The sequence below is a fragment of the Anaerocolumna sp. MB42-C2 genome, assembly GCF_030913705.1.
Lineage (GTDB): Bacteria > Bacillota > Clostridia > Lachnospirales > Lachnospiraceae > Anaerocolumna.
Genome location: NZ_CP133190.1, coordinates 4,722,781 through 4,744,795 on the forward strand (window position 1 = coordinate 4,722,781; position 22,015 = coordinate 4,744,795).

At 38.9% G+C, this 22,015-nt stretch carries 14 protein-coding genes and 1 other annotated feature; of the genes, 12 read left to right on the top strand and 2 right to left on the bottom strand.

What is annotated here, in order from left to right; translation table 11 throughout:
* Positions 1-5: 5 nt before the first annotated feature.
* The gene (locus RBU59_RS21060) at positions 6-1,013 is read right to left on the bottom strand and encodes an AraC family transcriptional regulator (RefSeq protein WP_308144439.1); all 1,008 of its coding nucleotides are present in this window, start codon (positions 1,011-1,013) and stop codon (positions 6-8) included.
* Between the two features lie 100 nt (positions 1,014-1,113).
* Complete coding sequence (locus RBU59_RS21065; protein WP_308144440.1) at positions 1,114-1,983, bottom strand: AraC family transcriptional regulator; 870 nt, start codon at positions 1,981-1,983, stop codon at positions 1,114-1,116.
* Positions 1,984-2,151: 168 nt separating this feature from the next.
* On the opposite strand from RBU59_RS21065, the gene RBU59_RS21070 reads away from it, so the two are divergent.
* The 12 genes from RBU59_RS21070 to RBU59_RS21125 all read left to right on the top strand — a co-directional run bounded on the left by RBU59_RS21070 (position 2,152) and on the right by RBU59_RS21125 (position 21,979).
* The gene (locus RBU59_RS21070; protein WP_308144441.1) at positions 2,152-4,644 is read left to right on the top strand and encodes an alpha-L-rhamnosidase C-terminal domain-containing protein; all 2,493 of its coding nucleotides are present in this window, start codon (positions 2,152-2,154) and stop codon (positions 4,642-4,644) included.
* Positions 4,645-5,106: 462 nt separating this feature from the next.
* The gene (locus RBU59_RS21075; RefSeq protein ID WP_308144442.1) at positions 5,107-5,862 is read left to right on the top strand and encodes an ABC transporter permease; all 756 of its coding nucleotides are present in this window, start codon (positions 5,107-5,109) and stop codon (positions 5,860-5,862) included.
* 65 nt (positions 5,863-5,927) lie between these two features.
* Positions 5,928-6,824 (top strand): carbohydrate ABC transporter permease, encoded by an 897-nt coding sequence (locus RBU59_RS21080; protein ID WP_308144443.1) that lies wholly within the window; start codon positions 5,928-5,930, stop codon positions 6,822-6,824.
* A 151-nt stretch (positions 6,825-6,975) separates the two neighbouring features.
* Positions 6,976-8,712 (top strand): extracellular solute-binding protein, encoded by a 1,737-nt coding sequence (locus RBU59_RS21085; protein ID WP_308144444.1) that lies wholly within the window; start codon positions 6,976-6,978, stop codon positions 8,710-8,712.
* Positions 8,713-8,822: 110 nt separating this feature from the next.
* Positions 8,823-11,897 (top strand): glycosyl hydrolase, encoded by a 3,075-nt coding sequence (locus RBU59_RS21090; protein WP_308144445.1) that lies wholly within the window; start codon positions 8,823-8,825, stop codon positions 11,895-11,897.
* 40 nt (positions 11,898-11,937) lie between these two features.
* The gene (locus RBU59_RS21095; protein ID WP_308144446.1) at positions 11,938-14,031 is read left to right on the top strand and encodes an alpha-L-rhamnosidase-related protein; all 2,094 of its coding nucleotides are present in this window, start codon (positions 11,938-11,940) and stop codon (positions 14,029-14,031) included.
* 14 nt (positions 14,032-14,045) lie between these two features.
* Positions 14,046-16,619 carry a hypothetical protein gene (locus RBU59_RS21100; protein WP_308144447.1) on the top strand — a complete coding sequence of 858 codons (2,574 nt, stop codon included), beginning with the start codon at positions 14,046-14,048 and terminating at the stop codon, positions 16,617-16,619.
* Positions 16,620-16,886: 267 nt separating this feature from the next.
* A complete protein-coding gene (locus RBU59_RS21105) occupies positions 16,887-17,591 on the top strand; it encodes a response regulator transcription factor (protein ID WP_308144448.1) in 705 nt (234 codons plus the stop codon).
* Positions 17,588-18,520, top strand: a complete 933-nt coding sequence (locus tag RBU59_RS21110) for a sensor histidine kinase (protein WP_308144449.1) — start codon at positions 17,588-17,590, stop codon at positions 18,518-18,520. The genes RBU59_RS21105 and RBU59_RS21110 overlap by 4 nt, the downstream gene beginning before the upstream one ends.
* 334 nt (positions 18,521-18,854) lie before the next feature.
* A complete protein-coding gene (locus tag RBU59_RS21115) occupies positions 18,855-19,775 on the top strand; it encodes an ABC transporter ATP-binding protein (protein ID WP_308144450.1) in 921 nt (306 codons plus the stop codon).
* Positions 19,772-20,467: an ABC transporter permease gene (locus RBU59_RS21120; protein WP_308144451.1), complete on the top strand. Its 696-nt coding sequence runs from the start codon at positions 19,772-19,774 to the stop codon at positions 20,465-20,467. The genes RBU59_RS21115 and RBU59_RS21120 overlap by 4 nt, the downstream gene beginning before the upstream one ends.
* Positions 20,468-20,535: 68 nt before the next feature.
* Positions 20,536-20,763: a binding site (T-box leader), on the top strand.
* Between the two features lie 220 nt (positions 20,764-20,983).
* The gene (locus tag RBU59_RS21125; RefSeq protein ID WP_308144452.1) at positions 20,984-21,979 is read left to right on the top strand and encodes an ABC transporter substrate-binding protein; all 996 of its coding nucleotides are present in this window, start codon (positions 20,984-20,986) and stop codon (positions 21,977-21,979) included.
* The last annotated feature ends 36 nt before the right edge of the window (positions 21,980-22,015 follow it).

Below are 22,015 nucleotides of genomic sequence, written 5' to 3' on the forward strand. Positions count from 1 at the left end.
TAGGGTTAATAGTTGATTTTGTGTTGATTTCTATACTGTTTCGGTGAACAATCAAATTCTTCTTTAAACTTTTTATAAAAATAAGTAGTATTCTCATAACCGGTTTGAAATGCGATTTCTTCTACAGAAAGTTTTGTATTGCGCAGAAGATTCGTTATTGTTCGAAAACGCTGTTTTTGTATTAATTCTTTGAAGGAATAACCGGTATCTCTCTTTAAGATCGTAGTTAAGTAATTGGGGTTCATATTAAAGAAGGCGGCAGTACTCTTTAAATCACAGCTTTTGTAATTGGATTCTATATACTTAAGAATAGGTACAATCGTGGATTTATTAAGCTGCATCTGCTGCAATGCTTTATCTGCTTCAAAAACACTGATTAACTCCAAAAATAATAAACTAATCAGACTGTTAATCATATCCTGTGAATTCATGGAAGGACTAATATGCTCACACATGAGCTCTAAAAAGAACATCGTTACACGACGGTTTTTTTCCGAATTAAATATAATATAATTATCATGAGACGTCTGTTTTGAAATAGCATTAACGAGAAAACGTGACAGAACACTTTCTTCTGAAAAGTGATTAAAAAAAGAGTCTGTGAAATAAGGTTTACTCATAATCATTGTAATTAATATATCATTTTCGCCCAGATTCTCAACGGAATGAGGAGCTTCGGAATCTAATATAAAGACCTGTCCCTTTTTCAACGTATGGGAAGTATTAAAGATAGTATGATCACAACTGCCGGAATACATATACCCTAACTCAATCCAGGGATGAACATGAGGATATACATTAATAAAACGATTGGTCTTTCGCATCATAATGGAGGGATGAGGTGCATGGGAAAAAGGCGGTACGATATCAGCGGCCATAACGTATACCGGTGTGTTGCCCGAGAGTATGTAGGGAAGGTCAGACAAATCTGGTTCGGCATGGTGGGCTTTATATAGTTCTTCTTCGGGTTCTAATTGATGTAAAATATTATCTAATGTTTTATAAGGAAGCATAGGAAACACCACTTTTCATCCTGATTTTGAGTTTATTATATTTGACTGCAATAGGAATTGTAAATAGAAACTGAAGATTTGATGTGAATTTACTAATCTTTTAACGCTGTTTGCAACATATAATTTTTCGATACATTGTGGGAGTTGTTCCCATAATTTTTTTGAATATTGAATTAAAGTGTTTCATATCTGTATAACCGCATTCATAAGCGATGATTATTACTTTTTCGCTTGTATTGCTTAATAGTCTGCATGCTTGTTCAATTCGTTTCATTTGAATGTAATGGGAATATGTATAACCTGTTTGTTTTTTAAACTTTTTACTTAAGCTGCTTATGCTGGTACTATATTTGTCAGAAAATTCCTGTAAGGTCAGAGGGTTTAAATAGTTTTTATTGATATCTGCAATTATTTCAGATATTTCTTTTTCAGAGTGAGTAAGATAAATCCGCTGGGTTATTTCCACTTTTCTCATAGTCAGGATAATGACTTCTGTCAGTATGGAACGCATGATCTGTATGCATCCTGTAGATTGTGCTTCGTATTCCGCCAATATTTTTTTTAAAAGGGTAAGGACTACATCATCCGTATCGTTAAAGACATTGTAAATAAATTGATGCTGGCTGATTTCAAATCCGATATTGATAAGGTAATGACTAATTAATTGTGCAAGGCTTTTTGAATAAGCAAGGGAATTATCAATGAGCCTCGGTTTAAAAAGGCAATTAAATATAACCAGATTTTTACTTATATTTTCATAGCTGTGTTTTGCACCATAATCTATGATAATATAAGTGTTTTTTTTAAGCTCTATTTTTTTACCATTAATGATATGAGTTGCCGAACCGTTAATAATATAAGCTAATTCTAAAAAGTCATGTGAATGAGGAATTACTTTTGATACTTCATTACATTCTACATATAAATCATCTGAAATATATAATTTTTTGTTATCAAAAAAGTTAATCATGAATGAAAAATACCCCCCTATAAATTAAAAAATCACCTATATATTTTATCTTAGCAGAGCCTTAAGATTAATTCAAGGAAACAATTAAGAACCAAGGTCAAAATGATAACAAGTTTATAAGAGTAATCGTAATGGAATCATAGATTAGGAAAGGTGTCACAAATAAGAATGAAAAAGATTAAAAAATATATAGGAAAAAGTTATGAACCAAACTGTGTTTTAAGAGCAACTTCTGATTTAAAGATACCACCTGGCGTTAAGATCGGCAGTACGTCACTTATAACCGAACCGTATAATTATGTTTCAGGAGGAAGTTTTTCAGGCAAAGAACAACCCTATTCACCAGATCCTTTTGTTAACTATCGGTGGGATAATCCAAAAGCCTCTGATTTACTCCAAATATTCCTATGCTACCCGATAGGAGTAAGGACTGAAAATATCGGAAGTTTTATTGGTGTTGAAACACTGATAACAGATCATCAGGAAGTGGAAGTTTTGGGAACCGGTATGATTTTACTAGATTTTGGTGTTGAAATGGCCGGTTGGCTGGAGATTGACAGCCCGGATTTAAATGGAGCCATTTCATTGGGTATCAGCGAATATAATGAACCGGCTATCGTGAATACAGGACCCAGGTCTCCATCTAAAATAGCTGTACCGGTGAAATATGGAAATACATATCGTCTGGAACTTAACAACGAACTTTATGAGGGAGTGCGTTTTGGTTTTATCAATGTAACAGAATTTGATAAAACTTTCCACATTAACGGTGTCAGGCTCATCTGCCAAATAAAACCGGTAAATTATCAGGGCAGTTTTAACAGCAATATAGAGATGCTGAATCGAATATGGTACACTGCGGCCTATGACGTACGTGTAAACCTGAAAGAAGACCATTTTGCAGCTATTTTGATGGATCGGGGGGACCGTCATTCCTGGACCGGAGATGCGTATCCGGCCCAAGCCGCCGCACTGATAGCATTTGGAAACTATGATTTTGTCCTCCAAAACCTTCGTTATACTGCCGTACATACCAATGGAATTGAGAGCTTTGAGTTATATTGGATTTTTAGTCTGATTGATTATTATAAATACACAGGTGACCGCAAAGGTGTAAGTGCTTTAATGCCTCAGGCAATGTTACGGCTTCAACATGCATATGAGATATACGCTAAAAACCCTGCACTCGGATTTTTTGGGTGGGATGAACGTCTTGGCGCCGGTTTTGAAAATCCGGATATAAAAACAAACCAGATTTCCTATCAATTACTGGCGCTTGAAGCTTGGAGTCAATTTTCCATAGTTTCCCGTGATATCGGACGGGGTGATCTTGCTGATACTTATGAAGGCTATGTTAAAGAAAAATTAAGTGATCTGCTTAAAGATGCTGACTGGTATTCCAGCTACGGATTACATACCTCTGCTGATGCAATTAATGCTGGAATTGTTACTGCTGATATTATGGAATTCCTTTACCATAAAAACTTCACAGACCGGGTAAACCGGCTTTCTTACTCACCCTTTAATCAGTATTTTATCTTAAAGGCAATGGGAAAATCTGGTCATTACGACCATGGAATATCTTCCATACTTGATATGTGGGGAGGGCAGATTGAATATGGCGGGACTACATTTTTTGAAACTTATCGGCCCGGCTGGAATGATGTAATCAATGAAAATGACCCAGTACCAAATAATCAGGCCGGCTACACCAGTTTGGCACATCCCTGGGGTGCCGGTGTCCTGCCCTGGCTCAGTGAAGAGGTATTAGGTATTAAAGCCACGTCCCCAGGATTTAGGACATTTGATATTAAACCGCATTTGGGCCGTCAGGTCACCAGAGTATCGGGCAGCACGCCAACCCCCCACGGAATGATTGAAGCCTCGTTTAATACTGCCACCGGAGAATGCAAAGTGATTATTCCGGAAGGAACCACTGCTAAAATTGGTATTCCGAAGGCGGAAAAAGTCATTACTGATATATGTATGAACGGCAGAGAAGCTGCTGTTTTGGGGGAGGATTTTGAATTTTTATATTTAGCTGAACTGAAATCAGGGACTTATATATTTCAAGTTGATTACGAAGGACAAACCCCTGCATATAGAGAGAGAGAATACACTTATGCGGCAGAATTTGTACGGGAAGATTCAGAAACGAAAGGGAACTGGAGCGGCGTTTATGGAACGGAAGGGTATGATTTCTTTTCTTATAATAGGCAAGGTAAAGATTTAGAGAACTTTCCGGACTATGTAGCTAATATCCGGTACAACAAGGCTAATACAATCCAATGGGTCAGTAAAACCGATGAGGAACGTGCATTGGCAAGGAATACTCGAAATAATGGAAACAGGAAGCTGGGTGCACTTTATACAAATGATCCAATTGCCTGTCAGCAAACATTTACCCTTGATATTTTTCTGAAAACTGACAGGATGTATACCATTGCACTCTATTTTGCAGACTGGGATAATACTGAACGAAGACTTGCGGTTGAAATGTTTGATAAAGATACTTTAAATATGGTGGCACCTATAAAAATTGTAGATAATTATTCAAATGGTAAATATCTTGTTTACCGGTATGACAAGTCAGTAAGATTCAGAATTAATCAAGTTCGGGGAGCTAATGCCACATTAAGTGCTGTTTTTTTCGGGATATGATTTTTGGAATTGTAGTGATAACTGAAGTTTTGATGTAAATTTACTGTGCTTTTTATGTTGTTACGCTTAACGGTATTTATTAATATTGTATATATAAAAGATGTATCGCTTTGTTATTTAGGTAATGTACCACAATAAATAGGTGATTTACAACTGGTTTTTAATTACATACCGGTATTCAAAAATACTGAAGAAAGGTATTTAAACATACAGAAAATACGATTTAAGAAATATGAAAAAAGAAAGGGATTAAGAAATATGAAAAAAGAAAGGTATTTGTATAAGCAGCAAAAGTTTAATACGATGGAGGAACAACGCTCACTGAAATATCGAATGAGGAAGTATAAGTCGCTGTTTCCCATCCTTATTATAGCTATATTATATTATTTTGTTTTTTTATATATCCCAATTATATGGGGGTTTCTTATTTCACTTAAAAATATGAAGGTGGGGAGCACTATTATGGGAGCACCCTGGGTAGGTCTTGATAACTATCGTTACATATTCTCCGAAGGAGAAATGCTTAAATTAATTCGCAATACCTTGACTATTAGTATTGCACGTCTGATTTTCACTTTTTTTCCACCGATAATTTTGACTATTGCTATGTTCGATCTTAGAAGTACAAGATTTAAAAAGATAAATCAAACCTTGGTATACATACCTCACTTCTTTTCCTGGGTAATTATATATGGTATCGTAATGGCTTTCTTTTCCGGCGATGGATTCATAAATGCCGTAATAACAACGGTTACTGGTAAGAGTGTTGACTTTATGACATCCCCGAAAGCTTTTGTACCTTTGATAGTGGGATCTCAGATATGGAAAGAAGCTGGTTGGGGAACAATTCTTTATTTTGCGGCATTGACAGGAGTAAATCCTGAACTCTACGAAGCGGCCAAAATTGATGGTGCCGGACCGATACAGCGCATTAAGGCAGTAACTCTTCCGGCTATGCTTCCGGTTATTACATTTTCACTTATTATGGCAATCGGTAACATTTTGAATAATGATTTTGAGCAGATTTTGCTTTTTTATAACGTAGCTGTGTATGATGTCGGTGATATCATCGATACTTGGGTATACCGTGTTGGCTTAGGTAAAATGCAATATGGAATAGGATCTGCAGTAAGTATGTTAAAAGCTTCCATAAGTCTGGTACTCATACTAATTTCGAATTCCGTTGCAAAGAAGATTTCCGGAAGAGGTTTATTTTAATCTCTCAAAGAGCAGGCAGCAATCTAGGAGTGCGAATGTCCGTTTTGTCGAAAGGAAAAGAAAAGATGAAAAAACAATCTTCAAACAAGATAAAAATGTCAAGGTCAGAACTTATATATCAAATCAGTATCGGAGTATTAATGACTATAGTGATGATAGTTTGTATTATCCCTCTGCTTTATGTAGTGGGTATGTCATTAACTTCGGAAGGGGAAATGATTGCTCGGAACTATTTTGTTATATTTCCAAGAAAACCGATTTTTAGTGCATATGAGTATATTATTACGGGAACCAACTTTTTTAACGGTATGAAAATTTCAGTATTAAGAACTATATTAGGTGTTGCAGCTGCACTGGTTCTAACGGTTCCGGTTGGATATATAGTTGCGAAAAAAGATTTGCCTTTTAGAAGTGGAATAATGTTGTTTTTTATTATAACTATGATTTTAAACGGAGGACTTATACCGAATTATTTGCTGATGAATAAGCTTCATTTATTAAATTCCTTCTGGGTTTACATTGTTCCGGGATTGGCTAATACCTATGGTATTTTAGTTATTAAATTATTTGTAGAGGGTATTCCCAACGACATTATGGATTCTGCCGATTTAGATGGGGCTTGTGAACTTCAAAAACTTCGTTATATAGCGATACCTCTATTAAAACCCAGTATATTAGCATTAGGCTTGTTTGCGGCTGTCATACATTGGAATGATTGGTTTGGAGCTATGGTTTATGTAAGGGATTCTAACTTGTACCCGATTCAATATATTATTCGAAATCTATTAAATCAGAATACTTCCGGCGATATGATGAGTAATGTAAACACATATGCGAAGATGACAACGCAATCCATGAAAATGGCCAGCGTCGTTATAGCGGTATTACCAATCCTATGTATCTATCCATTCTTGCAGAAATATTTTATACATGGTATGTATACAGGTTCTGTAAAGGAATAGTTTATGACTTGACAAGCATCAGCTCAGCTTGTGTGAAATATTTATATGGCCTTTATCTGCTGCAAGATGACATTTTTATAATATCAGGCCAAATGTCATTAGAGGCAGGTTATGGCGGTAAAACGCTGATATAATTAAAAAGGAGAGAAAAATGAAAAAAATTTCAAAGATTTTAGGATTATCCCTGTCAATTGTTATGGTGTTTTCATTGGTCGGATGTGCTTCAACCCAAAAAAATGATCCTGTTACCTCTACAGGTACAACAGGTACATCAGAAGATTCCTCTGCTGTCAGCATAGGATCACCTAATTCGGTTCCGGATTTTAAGGATATTGTATTTCCTGATACAATGCCTAAAAATCCAACTCTTGCAGAAGCTGGATATTATGATTATGATGACATGAGTGTGCATTATGATTTAGAGTTTTATACCTATAATTACGGTACAGAACCACCGAAAGATGACCCGATTAAAGCATGGTTAGAAAAGACTTATAATGTTACATTAAAATTTACCACTTCTTCGGGTTCGGATATGGAAACAATACTTTCAACAAGATTTTCCTCAGATGATGTCCCGGATTTAACCATATTACCCAACTCAAATTATGGATTTTCGTTAGGTTCTCAGGGATTATTAACAGATGCTTCTGAAATCTATCCATATCTACCGCAAACCTGTAAGTTTGTTACGAACACGATTCTCAAATGGAGTACCATGGAGGATGGAACGATTCCATTCATATCAAAGTATGCAATTCAGGATGGGGACATATGGGGGCTTTCTATTCGTCAAGACTGGCTTACTGCATTAGGAATGAATATGCCGGCAACAATGGAGGACATAGCAGAGTATGCGAAAGCAAGTACTTTTAATGATCCGGATGGCAATGGTAAGGCTGACACCTATTTTATGACAGGTGCCGGTTCAGGGAAAGGTTTTGGTATGCTGGAGGGTCTTAAACCTTTATTTGGTAATCCTTCCGAACATGCAGAGAATGGTACTTTGGTATCACCAATGCTGGATGGCAGTACAAAAGGCTACATAGAATTCTTAAACAAATTATATCAAATGAATGTATTAGCACCCGACTGGTTTACAATTGATTGGGAAACAGCGAAATCCTTTACACTAAAAGATAAAATCGGAATGGTAAATTATCCGTCAGGCGCTCTTTATCAGGAGTATGTAAATGCTAACAACAATGATTATTCCTTAGCTCAGAATTGGAGCTACCTGGATCAGCTTCCTGAGGGTACGAAAGGAACCGCCGGCGGTAATGCAGGTGAATGTTTTGCTATTCCTAAAAGTGCTGTGAAAGATGATGCAGGAAAGCTAAAAAGAATCTGTCACATTTTAGATGCTATGGCTTATGGCGGTGAAGCTTACTTTGCAACCGTACAAGGTGGTGGCAAGGAGGTTCATGAAGGCTATACTGCCGATGTAAGACAATATAATGATGATGGGTCCAGTTATTGCTATGTGGACAAAACCCATCCAGGATTTACCAAATATGGTACCGATAATCTGGCACTGGCACCTTGGCAGATTTTTGGTTATACACTCAAATGGCAGAAAGAGTATTGCGCGGATGATGCAGATGCTGATTATAAAGCTTATGTTGATAAGATTAATGAAGGCAATACCAGAATGGCAGGTTATGATCGCTGGCCAAATGATTCTATGTTATCCACCATATCAGGAGATATTGCGCCGAATATAAATGAGTATGTACTTGCTCAGGAATATAAGTTCATTACCGGTGAAAGAAACTTAAACGAATGGGATGATTTTGTTCAGGAATATCTGGACAAGGGCGGCTTGGATGTACTTACTGCGAAAGCAGAAAAGTTGGGCTGCGACTTACCGGCGGAGCTTAAAAAATAACGGTAGAACGGGCATCCGGTTTGGCTGCCCGTTTTCTCAATAATCGGAAGATAACGGTAAAATTTAGTGATATAATATAGAGATAATATTAATAAAAACAGGAGGTATTTATGTCAGTTAATTATCTGAATGAATTTAAAAATCCGTCCTCTATGTTTCGGGGAGCCCCTTTTTGGGCGTGGAACTGCAAATTGGACAAAGATCTGATATTAAAACAGATCGATTATTTTCATGAAATGGGTATGGGCGGTTTTACCATGCACTGCCGCACCGGCTTGGATACACAGTATATGAGCGAAGAATTTATCGATATTGTAAAAGCTTGTGTCCAAAAGGCGAAGCAGCTGGATATGAAAGCCTATCTTTATGATGAAGACCGTTGGCCCTCCGGATTTGGCGGAGGAGAAGTGACAAAGGATACGGTATACCGCAGCCGGTACCTCGTATTTTCACCTTTTAGCCAGGAGGAGCTAAAGAATATGGCCGGTGAATTTGTGGACAGCTCGGCAAGAGGGAATGCTACAGGTAGCGGAACCTTTCTGGCAAGGTATGATGTAATTTTGGAGAAGGGATGTCTGAAAGAATACCGCAAGCTTAATGAGGGTGAGACCGGCAATAATATCTGGTATGCCTATATGGAAATCAGTGCCTCCAGTACCTGGAACAATAACCAGGCTTATGTAAATACTCTGGATAAGAAAGCCATAGAACGGTTTATTGAAACTACCCACGAAAAATACCACAATGCTCTGGGAGAGGAATTTGGCAGTACAATTCCCTCCATATTCACCGATGAACCCCAGTTCGTACATAAAACGGCTCTGGACCGGGGAGAGGAAAAGAGAGCAGTAATTATACCCTATACGGATGAATTTGAAGAGAGATATCAAAAAGAGTACGGGGAGAGCTTCTTTGACTACCTGCCGGAAGTTTTCTGGGAGCTGCCGGAGGAAAAGGTATCCGTAACAAGGTACCGCTATCACGACCTGGTTGCGGAGATATTTGCGGAAGCTTTTTCGGATACCCTTGGGGAGTGGTGCGATAAGCACAATATTTATCTGACGGGCCATATGATGGAAGAGCCGACGCTGCATTCCCAGACGGCTGCCCTGGGTGAAGCCATGCGCCATTACCGGGGTTTTCAGATTCCGGGTATTGATATGCTTTGCGACTGGAGAGAGTACACAACGGCGAAGCAGGCCCAGAGTGCTGCCCATCAGATGGGAGGAAATCAGGTTACCAGCGAACTCTACGGTGTGACAAACTGGGATTTTGATTTCCGCGGACATAAGCTCCAGGGTGACTGGCAGGCTGCCCTTGGCGTTACCCACAGGGTACATCATTTATCCTGGGTTTCCATGGCAGGAGAAGCCAAGAGAGATTACCCGGCTTCTATCTTCTACCAGTCGCCCTGGTATAAGAAGTACAACCGGATCGAAACTTATTTCGGAAGAGTGAATACGGCATTGAGAAGCGGCAAGCCCCTGGTACGCATCGGGGTGATCCACCCGGTGGAAAGTTACTGGTTGTATTACGGCCCTCATGACCAGACCAGTTATAAAAGAGAGAAACTGGAGAAGCAGTTTAGGCAGGTTACGGAGTGGCTGTTATTTGGATTGCTGGATTTTGATTTTATATCGGAGTCTTTAATGAATACCCTTAAACAGCAGGAGTCCTGTGACGGATTTTCAGTAGGTGAAATGAGTTATGATACGGTAATCATTCCCGGATGTGTTACCTTGCGCTCATCCACCCTCAACCGCTTAAGTGAATTCATAAAATCCGGCGGCAAAGTCATTGTTATGGGAGAACTGCCTAAGTATACCGATGGGCTGGAAAATGAAAAGCTTGATATACTTTTGGAAAATGCAGTACGGATCCCTTTTGAATACACAAATCTCATGGAATTGTTAAAAGAGCAGCGGGAGGTTGATATTTATAATGAACAGGGCCTTCGCAGCAATCATTTATTATATCAGATGAGGGAAGTCGGGGAAAATAAAGTATTATTCATCGCAAATGGGAAAGAAGTGAATAATCACGACATTCCGGCCGGCTGCAATTACAGGGTCATTGTAAAAGGAACTTACAGGGTGACAGTTCTGGATGCCATGACAGGGGATAGGAAACCATATGCCGTAAGTTACCGGGAGGGTAATACGGAACTGGAATATGAATTATTTCCGGAAGATAGTCTGCTGCTTTATCTGGAACCGGGGATGGGTAAAGAGGTGTTGCCCGATGAATCGAATCCGCAGTATAAGCTGTCTTGTATCCTCACCGGCAGACACGGGTATCAAAACGAGGAACCCAATGTCTTAATGCTGGATCAATGCGAGTATTCTCTGGATGGGGAAGCGTATCAGACTAAGGAGGAAATTCTGCGCATTGATAATATCCTACGGAAGAAGCTGGGATATCCCCTTAAAAATGCTGCGGTGGCACAGCCCTGGACGCAAGCAGACTTAGAAACAGATACCCATGTGTTAAAGCTGCGTTATACCTTTGAATCGGAACTGGAAGGTGTTATGGTTAATTTAGCCGTGGAACAGGCGGATGACATAAAAATTAGTTTTAACGGTGAAGCCCTGCAGGTTTTGGTAAACGGTTATTATGTGGATAACAGTATCCGGCTGGTAGGTTTAGATAAAGTGAGAGCCGGTTTAAATGAACTGATTTTAACAATGCCCTATAACCGGAAAGCCAATTTGGAATGGTGCTATATACTGGGAGATTTCGGTGTAAAGCTCTCCGGGAATACGGCTGCACTGGTTGCAAAACCGGAACAGATCGGCTTTAGTGATCTAACCGGGCAGGCTTTCCCGTTCTACGGTGGAAACATGAATTATATCTGTGACGTGGAAGTTGAAGACGGTGAATATGAGCTGGAAATAACCAAATTCAGAGCACCGCTGCTTTCAGTGAAAGTTGACGGAAAAGAAGCCGGGGATATTATGTTTGCACCTTACCGGCTGAAACTGGGGCATTTATCCGGAAAGCATCAGCTTCAGATCACTTCCTACGGTAACCGCATCAATACTTTCGGGCCGGTGCATTGCTGTGATGAAAGTATGAAATGGATGGGACCGGATGCCTGGAGGACGGAAAGTGTGTCGTACAGTTATGAATATCAGCTGAAAAGAACCGGAATATTAGCGGCGCCGAAATTATTTAAAAAGAGTTAGAAATACACCTGCAATAAATGACACTTGGAGGCTACTATACATGAAGGAAGTTAAGCTGGAGGCAGAATGGATCTGGTGTAAAGCCAATACCAGGAAAGATGATAAAGTCATCTTTCGCAAAGCATTTGAATTAGAACAGGATGTAAAAGAAGCTGTTACCTATATATCGGTGGATACCAAATACTGGTTATATGTAAATGGAGAGCAGGTCGTTTTTGAAGGCGGATTGTTCAGGGAAAGTCTGCCGGGCTGCGGTTATGCCGATAAGATAGACATTGGCCCCTATTTAAAAACCGGAAGAAATGTAATTGCTGTGTTATGCTGGTATTACGGAAATGAAGGCAGGAATAATACGGACAGCAGGGCAGCAGGTATGATTTTGGAATGCAGGGAGCTGGGGATTTACAGCGGTTCCTCCTTTCGGTGCCGTAGACATCCGGCTTTTTATGAAACACGTAAACCTCTGCCGGCTTATTTATACGGCGGGTACAATTTAGGCTTTGACGGAAACAAGGATATAACAGATTTTTATTCGGAAGATTTTAATGATTCCTTTTTTGAAACAGCGGTAACCTATTCCAATAGGCAGTGGGGAAAGCTCTATGAAAGACCGGTTCCCCTTATCCGAAAGCAGGAACTGACAACCGGTACCGTTATAACCAGGCAGCAAAATCAGTATATTGCTAGCCTGCCTTATGCAATGACCTACTGTCCTTATATTGAGGTCAATGCAAAAGGCGGTGAAGTGATAAGTATCTTCTCCGACCGCTATACCGTAAGGGGCGGTCCGGGAGATGAGGAAAACCGTTATAACAGCCACAGAATAGAGTACATATGCCATCCGGGGCATAACCGGTTTGAAAGTATATTGTATCTCTTCGGCGAGCAGATGATAATACATAGCCAGTCAGAAATCGATCTTTCTGTGGCAGGTTACCGGGAAACCGGCTATGACTGTGATATAACCGGGGAATTTGAATGTGACTGCGAAGTGACGAATAAACTGGTGAAAAAGGCTGCCAGGACATTATATGTCTGCATGAGGGATAATTTCATGGATTGCCCCGACCGGGAAAGGGGGCAGTGGATCGGAGATGTGTCCGTCCAGGTTCCCCAGGCCATTTTTCTGCTCAGTAATTCTGCCTTGATGTTAATCAGAAAAGCCATATCGGATTTCATTCAACTGAGAAGAGGGGATGTATTAGTAGGAAATGTACCGGGAGCCAATTATTCGGAACTGCCCGCCCAGAGCCTGAATGCCATCAGTGAGATCGGTTTGATTGCGGAATATTACAAGTATACAGGCGATAACAGCGTACTTGCACAAGCCTTTGAACCGGCGGTGAATTATCTGAAACTGTGGGAGCTCGGAGAGAACGGGCTTTTGAGCAGCCGGGACGGTAACTGGAGATGGTTTGACCACCTTTATAACAGTGATGAAAAAGTGCTTGAAAATGCCTGGTACTACAGCGCGGTCAGGTTTGCCTTAAAAATGGCGGATATTTTAAAAGATGATCGGTTTAACGACTGGCTGGATAAGAGAGAAAAAACCATAAAAATCAGTTTTAACAGACACTTCTGGAAAGGAACCTACTATTCCTCCGGCCTTCTTGTGGATGACAGGGCCAATGCCATAGCGGTATTATCCGGTTTATGTCCGGCTGAAAACTATCCCTATGTAATGAAAATACTGGTAAGCGTCTTTAATGCAACCATCTATATGGAAAATTACGTTTTGCGGGCCCTTTGCGAGATGGGCTATCTTAATGACGCTTATAAAAGGATGGTGTCCAGGTATTATAATCTGGCGATGAATGAAAACTCTACCCTGTGGGAGGATTTTTATATCTTAGGTTCCAAAAATCACGCCTGGAGCGGAGCGCCGGCTACCATAGCTTTTAAATATTTTATGGGCATTGAGACAACCGATGGGTTTAAAACCGTCTCTGTAAATCCGGACAGAACCTTATTTAAAAAGATGCACGGCAAGTTTTATGCCGGCAATGGTTTTATTACAATTGATGTTAACAATGAGACAGGAGAAGTTCGTATTGATAACCGGTCCGATTCCATTTTATTAAAGAGTGACAGGAAAAAATCCTCTTTCATGGATAACGAAGCAGGAACAGCGTAAAGGAGGAAGCGGCCATGACACAATCCATAACCGCAGTAAAAGGAGAAAATTATCTGAACCCGTTATTTTGGGTTCACGGTGAGGATAAGGAGGTAATACAAAAGGAGATCAGCCAGCTGCAGGAAAACGGCATTCAGAGTTTTACCGTAGAACCAAGACCCCATCCGGAATACTTAAGAGAAAGGTGGTGGCAGGATCTTACCGTCATTTTAGAGGAAGCCGGCAAAAGAAAGATGGGAGTGTGGATCTTTGATGACGGAGATTATCCAAGCGGCTGTGCAGGAGGAGAGATTGTCAGGAAATATCCACAGTATCGTAAAAAATTCCTAAGAAAAGCCTGTATAGACGCTTTAGGTCCTATGGAAGGAAGTTCTTTTCAGATAAATGGCTGGCTTGAACCTATGGAGGAATTAATCGCAGTGATTGCGGCAAAAAGAGATCCGGAAACGGACTTTGTTTACAGCGATTCCCTGCTGGTGATTACGGAATATATGAAAGACGGTATTTTATATTGGGATTTACCGGAAGGTAACTGGCGGATTTTTATAGTTATAAAAAGTTATACCTGCGGCGAAAAGCATACACAAAATCATATTAATCCTCTGGAAAAAGAAGCGGTGAGAGCGTTTATTGAATATACCTATGAACCGGTTTACCGGCATTTTAAAGAGGAATTCGGCTTTACTATAAAAGGATTTTTTACGGATGAACCCCGGTTTGGTAATTATCCCTCCTATCATGCAAGGCTTGGAACGGTTGACATGCCGCTGCCTTTTTCAGATTCCCTGCTTAATACATTACAGGAAGAAGCCGGCTTTGATTATATGAAATACCTGCCGCTGTTATGGATGGACGGTGGTGAAATCACAGCAGAGGTACGCTATCTATATATGAATACCGTCAGTCGGCTGTTCGGAGAGTGTTTTACTGGCCAGATCGGACAATGGTGTAGTGACCGTGGAATCCGGTTAATCGGACATGTGGTTGAGGAAAACGGTGCCCATGCCCGTCTGGGATTCGGTGCCGGCCACTATTTCCGGTCTACAGCCGGTCTGCATAATTCCGGTCTGGATATTGTGTATAACATTTTACCAGGCTATACCTCAGGGACTTTTAATACCCCCATCTTCCCGGTGGAGGTGGGTTTTAATCATTGGGGACTTGCCAAAATGGCAAGCTCCGCCGCTCATATCGACCCGAAGAAAGACGGAGTTACGATGTGCGAAGCTTTTGGAGCTTACGGCTGGCAGGAGGGGCTGAAGCTCATGAAATGGATCACTGATCATCTATGTGTCAGAGGTGTCAATCTTATCGTACCTCATGCATTTACGTTGAGAGAGTTTCCGGACATGGACTGTCCGCCCCATTTTTATGCGGGAGGGTCTAATCCACAGTGGAAGGATTTTCATATCTGGTCCGGTTATGCCAACCGGTTATGTCATTTGATTACAGGCGGGCTGCATAAAGCTACGGCTGCCGTTGTTTACCACGCCGAAGCGGAATGGGGCGGCGCTTATGAACCCTTTGAGAAAACGGTCAAAGTTCTGGCCGGAGATCAAATCGACTGTGATATTATTCCCATTGACTGTCTGTTAGACGAGAGCCTTACCAGTATTTGTGAGAGTGAGTTGGTGGTCCATAAAGAATATTATAAAGCACTGGTAGTTCCCTATGCCCGGTATTTACCTCCCCAATTTACAAAAAAATTACAGCAGTTTATTGACAAAGGGTTACCGGTAGTGTTTATTAAGGCCTATCCGGAAAGAAGTTATTTTGAGAAAGACTTTAAGTTACAGGGTGCCGGATTATGCGATTATCATAATCTTGTCAGTTGGTTTACCAATCGGGATTTTTATGACATAACTTTAAAAGAAACCTGTGAGTACCTGCGCTTTTACCATTACAGCAAAGAAGGAAAAGAGATTTATTTCTTTGTAAATGAAAGTAAATTTGAGACCGTTAATACCTGGGTCCGGTTCCGTGAGACAGCTTGCCCTGTAATTTATGATCCCATGGGTAATAAAAAATATAAACCTGTTCTTAGTGAAGAGGGAATCAGAATCTATCTTGAACCATATGAGTCGGTGTTCGTGCTGTTTGGGGAAGAACCGGATAAACAGATGAAAGAAAAAAGCATAAAATCTGATTATGGCTTTGCATTTGAAATACCAGGGCCCTGGAAGATCAGTGTGTCTACTGCAAAAGAATATCCTGCTTTTAAGCCTGTCAAGGAAACTGTTTTGTGCAATATATCAAAACCGGAGCTGCTGCCTGCATTCTCGGGAATCATTCGGTATGAAACCCATTTTGATGCAGTAGAATGCAGTGGACAACCGGTATTTCTGGATCTGGGAAAGGCTTATGAAACGGTAAATGTATGGCTGAACGATCGGAAAATTGCCTCCTGTATCTGTCCACCTTATGAGTTTGAGATAGAGGCAGATTTGATTCGGGACGGCTGCAATCAATTGGTTATTGAAGTAACCAATACATTAGCCAAACAGATTTATAACATGTTTGACAAATATATGCCACAAGAACCGTCCGGGCTTTTGGGGCCGGTAAGGCTGAGGTGGAAGAAGCTCTAATGGCCGAATTTAATAAACTGCTCCTCTCTGCGTTTTTACTGCCATGCAGGTAAGCGCCTGTGTGGCAAGACTTACCAAGTTTCTAATGGATAAGAAGTTTTATCTGCGATGCCCGAAGGAGTGCCGCCCATGGTGGAAGAATCTTTTGCCACAAGTTACGAAAGTATATAGATAGTATGCTTGAAAAACAATGATATTGACAGTATTTGGTATCTTGTTTATCATAGTAGGTAAGTAACAAAAATTATTTTCAACATGGGAGAGAAGATGAAATATTCTATTTTAATAGTGGAAGATGACAATGATATAAGCAGAATAATCGAAGAAGCTTTAACACAGCCGGATTATGTTATTTATACTGCTATGGATGGAAAAGAGGCACTCGATATATTTAATAAACAGAGTGAAATCGATTTAATTATATTGGATTTAATGCTGCCTGTGATGGATGGACTTAGTGTATTAAAAAAAATACGGGAGAACAGCACGGTGCCGGTTTTAATTTTATCTGCCAAGAATGGAGAGTATGAAAAAGTGCTGGGACTGGAATTCGGCGCTGATGATTATATTACTAAGCCATTCTCCATTATAGAACTTCAGGCAAGGGTCAAAGCTTTTTTAAGAAGAATGAATGAATACCATAAGGATCCTCTAAATCAGGAGAGCGATAAGATCATAGTCGGTGAATTGGAGATTGAGCTTGAGAATTTTCTGGTTAAAAAACAGGGAGAGATTATAAATCTTACTGCAAAAGAATTCAGTATGCTTAAGCTTTTTGTTACACATCCGGGTAAAGTATATACCAAAGTACAATTATATAAGGAAATATGGGACGAAAATTATCTTAACGATGAAAATGTCGTCAATGTTCAGATAAGAAGATTAAGAGAAAAAATAGAAAAGAACCCCTCTGAACCGGAATATATAAAAACGATTTGGGGTATTGGTTATAAGTTAGGGGAATTTAAATGATAATTACTTTATTAAGTCTGATAATTATAGTGCTTTTTGTGTTGTTCCTACGCTTTTACTGGAAATACAAAAGCCAGACGAGTCAGCTTATCAAGCTGAAAACCAGCTTATCGGATATTATGGAATATAAATCCAATAATAAAATTCTGTTGTATACGGAAGAAAAAGCAGTCAGGCAATTATTAGTTGAAATTAATCATTTACAGGAACAGAAAACAGCTGCCGAAGTCAAATTAAATGAGCAGGAAGAAAGCAGCAAAAAAATGCTGGCGAATATATCCCATGACTTAAAAACCCCTTTGACGGTAATATTAGGATATTCGGAATTGCTGCGGAATACACAGGACATAAGAGGCGAGGCAAGAGAAAAAATACTTAAAATTGAAAAAAATGCAAAAGATGTATTGGAAGTGATTGATATATTTTTTGATCTGATGAAATTAGAATCAGGAGATTTTCCTCTGAAAAATGAAATCGTTGACTTAAGTGAATTGTGCCGGGAAGAAATAATAAATTATTATGATGTGCTGCAGGCGGAAGGGTTTCAGGTGATACCTGATATACCGGAGAGGCAGGTTTTGGTTCTGGCTGATATCTCAGCATTAAAAAGGATTCTCGCTAACTTAATACAGAATGTAATCCGATATGGTGCAGAGGGTAAATACCTTAAATTAAGCGTATATGAAGAGAGTAATGAATGTTTCATCGAAGTAATGGATAAGGGAAAAGGAATTATAGAAGATAAACAGGATAAAATATTTGAACGTCTGTTTACTTTGGAAGATTCCAGAAATAAGAAATACCAGGGGAGCGGATTAGGACTTACCATAACAAAAAGGTTGATTGAATCCATGAACGGAACAATAAAACTAAGAAGTAAACCATATGAGGAAACAGTTTTTACAGTAGGTCTTAAAAAATTGAATTAGCCGTAACTTTCAATAGCGTAGATACACGGTATTTTTAGAAATAATACAAGTGGAATTTGTGACCAATGATTAACAAGATTACACCGCATAATATAGAAAATATTTTGCGGTGTTTTATTTTTTCATACAAGGAAAATTTCCCATACTTCCCTGAATAATAAAATCCTACCGGACAGGATGCAAGTGATTTCAAAGATTATTTGATACCCTAATCTTTGAATGAATAAGTGTAAGAATTTTATGATTGAAAAGTAAGAAAAATGTTATAAATAAATTATCGTACCATTTATAATAAACATAAATAAAAATACAGTTTAAGGAAGAGGGCTTATGAATGGATGATATGATTAAGTTACAGGAAGTAACAAAGAAATACAAATATAATGAAGTAGTAAGTAATGTCAGCATGAGTGTTAAAAAAGGACAGATTTACGGATTTCTGGGCCCAAATGGTGCCGGTAAAACTACCATTATGAAAATGATCTTAAATTTAGTAAAACCCACCTCAGGAATCATCGAAGTTTTTGGTGATATCTTAAATGAGACTTCTTATACCTACTTAAAAAAAATAGGAAATATTATAGAATATCCGGTGTTTTATGATAAACTAACAGTACGTGATAATTTAAGACTGCACTGTGAATATATGGGTTTTTATGATTACAAGGAGATTGATAAGGTGTTAGAGCTGGTTCACCTGGATAAAGCAGGGAAAAAGCCGGTTACTGAATTTTCACTTGGTATGAAACAGAGACTGGGGATAGCCCGAGCTATGATAACAAACCCTGAATTATTGATTTTAGATGAACCAATCAATGGACTGGATCCTATGGGGATCAAGGAAATGCGTGAGTTATTCCTAAAAATCAAGAAGCAGTATAATACTACGATATTAATATCCAGCCATATTATTACGGAAATAGAGCAGGTAGCAGATGTAATCGGTATCATTAATAACGGGAAATTTGTAAAAGAAGTTACAATGGAGGAAATAAAAAAAGAAAATCTTCAATATCTGGAAGTTCAGGTGGATAATCTGAAGAAAGCAGCTACTCTGTTGGATTCCAGATTTAATACAAATAATTATAAAGTGGTATCGGATTCAGGTATCCGTATTTATGATGAAACGGTCACCCAGAAAGATTTGTGTAAAGAACTGGTATTAGCAGGAGTTAATGTATATGGAGTTACAAGTAAAAGCGATAATTTAGAGGATTATTTTATGAATCTGATAAACGGAGGGATACAACAATGATTTCATTATTGAAACTGGAATTAAAAAAATTTAATATGTTGAATTATATAATTTCTTTCCTCATTATTACGGTGGCAATACTTGGGATGATAACATTGATAGGAGTAACTGAGACGGAAGAAGGCGTCATATATGGATCCGCCAATGAGTTATTGGGAATAGGAGATATTTTTATTCGAGTAACTTTAACAATTTTTTCAGGAGTTCTTCTTGCTAGGATTATTATTAATGAATTCAAGGATTCCACTATAAAAATAATGTTTACCTATCCTATATCCAGAAAGAAAATAATAGGTGCAAAATTAATAATCGTATGGACATTTATATTTATAGCTATTATTTTGGATAGTCTATTAATTGGTATAGGTCTAAAGATGATAGACGATATTGTCAACATTACACCTGATACCATAACCTATAGTGACATACTGGGAAGAACTTCTGCTATCTTATACAGTGCCCTGGTTACTTCAGGTCTTGGTTTGATTCCACTGTTTTTTGGGATGCAGAAGAAATCTTCATCAACTACCATTGTTGCCGCTGTGATTGTTTCGCTGTTGCTTAACGGTTCTGTTGGTAATAATGGAGCAACCCTGTTTACAGCAACGGTTGTGCCCGTGTTTCTATGTATTATGGGAGTGGTAATTGCGTTTTTATCTTATTGGAACATAAATAAAACAGATATTAATTAATGGTTAAAATAATATCTTTTCATATTGACAAAATCTAAAATTCATATTATGATAAATTTACTAATAAGAGAAAACCGTTGAGAAAGAAAAGTAAGCTTTCATACGACATAACAGAGAGTCGCAGTTGGTGGGATGCGATATGTAGTTTTAAGCTGAATGGGCTTTTGAGGGCAACCCGAATTAATAGTAGGCGTTGACGGTAACCATAACCGTTACTAGTATGGCATATATGTTAGTATATGAAAAAGTGGACTTTGTCAAATTGAGTGGTACCGCGGATTATATTCGTCTCAAGTAATTATTACTTGAGACTTTTTTTATGCGCATTTGTCAAAGGATATTTAAGGTGAAATGGAGCGAACGGTATAAAACTTATTATTTTAACCAATTATCCAAAAGAGGAAATATCCTCAAAATTGAAAGCTCAAAATGTTTGCAGTTATGAGTGAATTTTTATAAAAGGATATATTCTCTTACAAGTTTAGGGATAGAAGTTCCCGGAAAGAAGGAGTTTTTATGAAAAAGAAAATTTCAGTACTTATTGTGTTAACATTAGTAATGAGCTTGTTTGCAGGCTGTAGCGGGAAAAAAGAAGGTCAGGTAACCATTGGTATTGGTCAGTTCGCAGAACATGCATCTTTAGACAACTGCAAGGAGGGTTTTTTGGCAGGATTGGAAGAGGGTGGTTATAAAGAGGGTGAGAACCTGAAAGTTATGTTTGATAATGCCCAGGCTGACGGTGGAACCGCAGCACAGATTGCTAATGATTTTGTATCAAAAAAGGTTGATTTAATCTGTGCTATCGCAACACCTATGGCACAAAGTGCTTATGGTGCGGCAAAGGATACCAATATTCCTGTTATCTTTACGGCAGTTACCGATCCCGTACTTGCAGAGTTAGCCAAAGAAGATAAGACTCCCAGCGGAAATATTACCGGGACCAGTGATAAACTACCTGTTACAAAACAACTGGAAATGATCCGTAAGGTTTTACCGGATGCCAAAACCATCGGTATCTTATACAGTACCAGTGAAATAAATTCTGTATCTGCCATTGATGAATATAAGGCAGAAGCCGGTAATTATGGATTCGAGATTGTTGAAAGCGGCATCTCCACCGGAGCCGATATTCCGTTAGCTGCGGATAATCTGCTGGAAAAAGTGGATTGTATTACGAATTTAACAGATAATACCGTGGTAAGTTCTCTGCCGGTTATTTTAAATAAAGCCGCTGCTAAGAAAATACCCGTATTCGGAAGTGAAGTAGAACAGGTTAAAATCGGATGCCTGGCTGCAGTTGGTCTGGATTATTACGATTTAGGAGTACAGACCGGTAAGATGGCGGCACAAGTTCTAAAAGGTGAGAAAAAGGCCAGCGAAATGAATTTCGAAGTGATTGAGGAAGCAGCATTTTACGGTAATACGGCAGTTGCGGATAACCTTGGAATTACTCTTCCGGAGGATTTAGTAAGCTCTGCGAAAGAAATGTTTAAAGAGATTGAAGCAAAATAAGGATAAGACTAGAAATAGAAAGGCGAAGGTTTAGGA

Excerpts from the sequence above, each read along its gene's own strand:
- RBU59_RS21125 (WP_308144452.1), top strand. The coding sequence starts at position 20,984 with ATGAAAAAGAAAATTTCAGTACTTATTGTGTTAACATTAGTAATGAGC.
- RBU59_RS21065 (WP_308144440.1), bottom strand. The coding sequence starts at position 1,983 with ATGATTAACTTTTTTGATAACAAAAAATTATATATTTCAGATGATTTA.
- RBU59_RS21110 (WP_308144449.1), top strand. The coding sequence starts at position 17,588 with ATGATAATTACTTTATTAAGTCTGATAATTATAGTGCTTTTTGTGTTG.
- RBU59_RS21060 (WP_308144439.1), bottom strand. The coding sequence starts at position 1,013 with ATGCTTCCTTATAAAACATTAGATAATATTTTACATCAATTAGAACCC.
- RBU59_RS21105 (WP_308144448.1), top strand. The coding sequence starts at position 16,887 with ATGAAATATTCTATTTTAATAGTGGAAGATGACAATGATATAAGCAGA.
- RBU59_RS21080 (WP_308144443.1), top strand. The coding sequence starts at position 5,928 with ATGAAAAAACAATCTTCAAACAAGATAAAAATGTCAAGGTCAGAACTT.
- RBU59_RS21075 (WP_308144442.1), top strand. The coding sequence starts at position 5,107 with ATGGGAGCACCCTGGGTAGGTCTTGATAACTATCGTTACATATTCTCC.
- RBU59_RS21070 (WP_308144441.1), top strand. The coding sequence starts at position 2,152 with ATGAAAAAGATTAAAAAATATATAGGAAAAAGTTATGAACCAAACTGT.
- RBU59_RS21090 (WP_308144445.1), top strand. The coding sequence starts at position 8,823 with ATGTCAGTTAATTATCTGAATGAATTTAAAAATCCGTCCTCTATGTTT.
- RBU59_RS21115 (WP_308144450.1), top strand. The coding sequence starts at position 18,855 with ATGGATGATATGATTAAGTTACAGGAAGTAACAAAGAAATACAAATAT.
- RBU59_RS21120 (WP_308144451.1), top strand. The coding sequence starts at position 19,772 with ATGATTTCATTATTGAAACTGGAATTAAAAAAATTTAATATGTTGAAT.
- RBU59_RS21100 (WP_308144447.1), top strand. The coding sequence starts at position 14,046 with ATGACACAATCCATAACCGCAGTAAAAGGAGAAAATTATCTGAACCCG.
- RBU59_RS21095 (WP_308144446.1), top strand. The coding sequence starts at position 11,938 with ATGAAGGAAGTTAAGCTGGAGGCAGAATGGATCTGGTGTAAAGCCAAT.
- RBU59_RS21085 (WP_308144444.1), top strand. The coding sequence starts at position 6,976 with ATGAAAAAAATTTCAAAGATTTTAGGATTATCCCTGTCAATTGTTATG.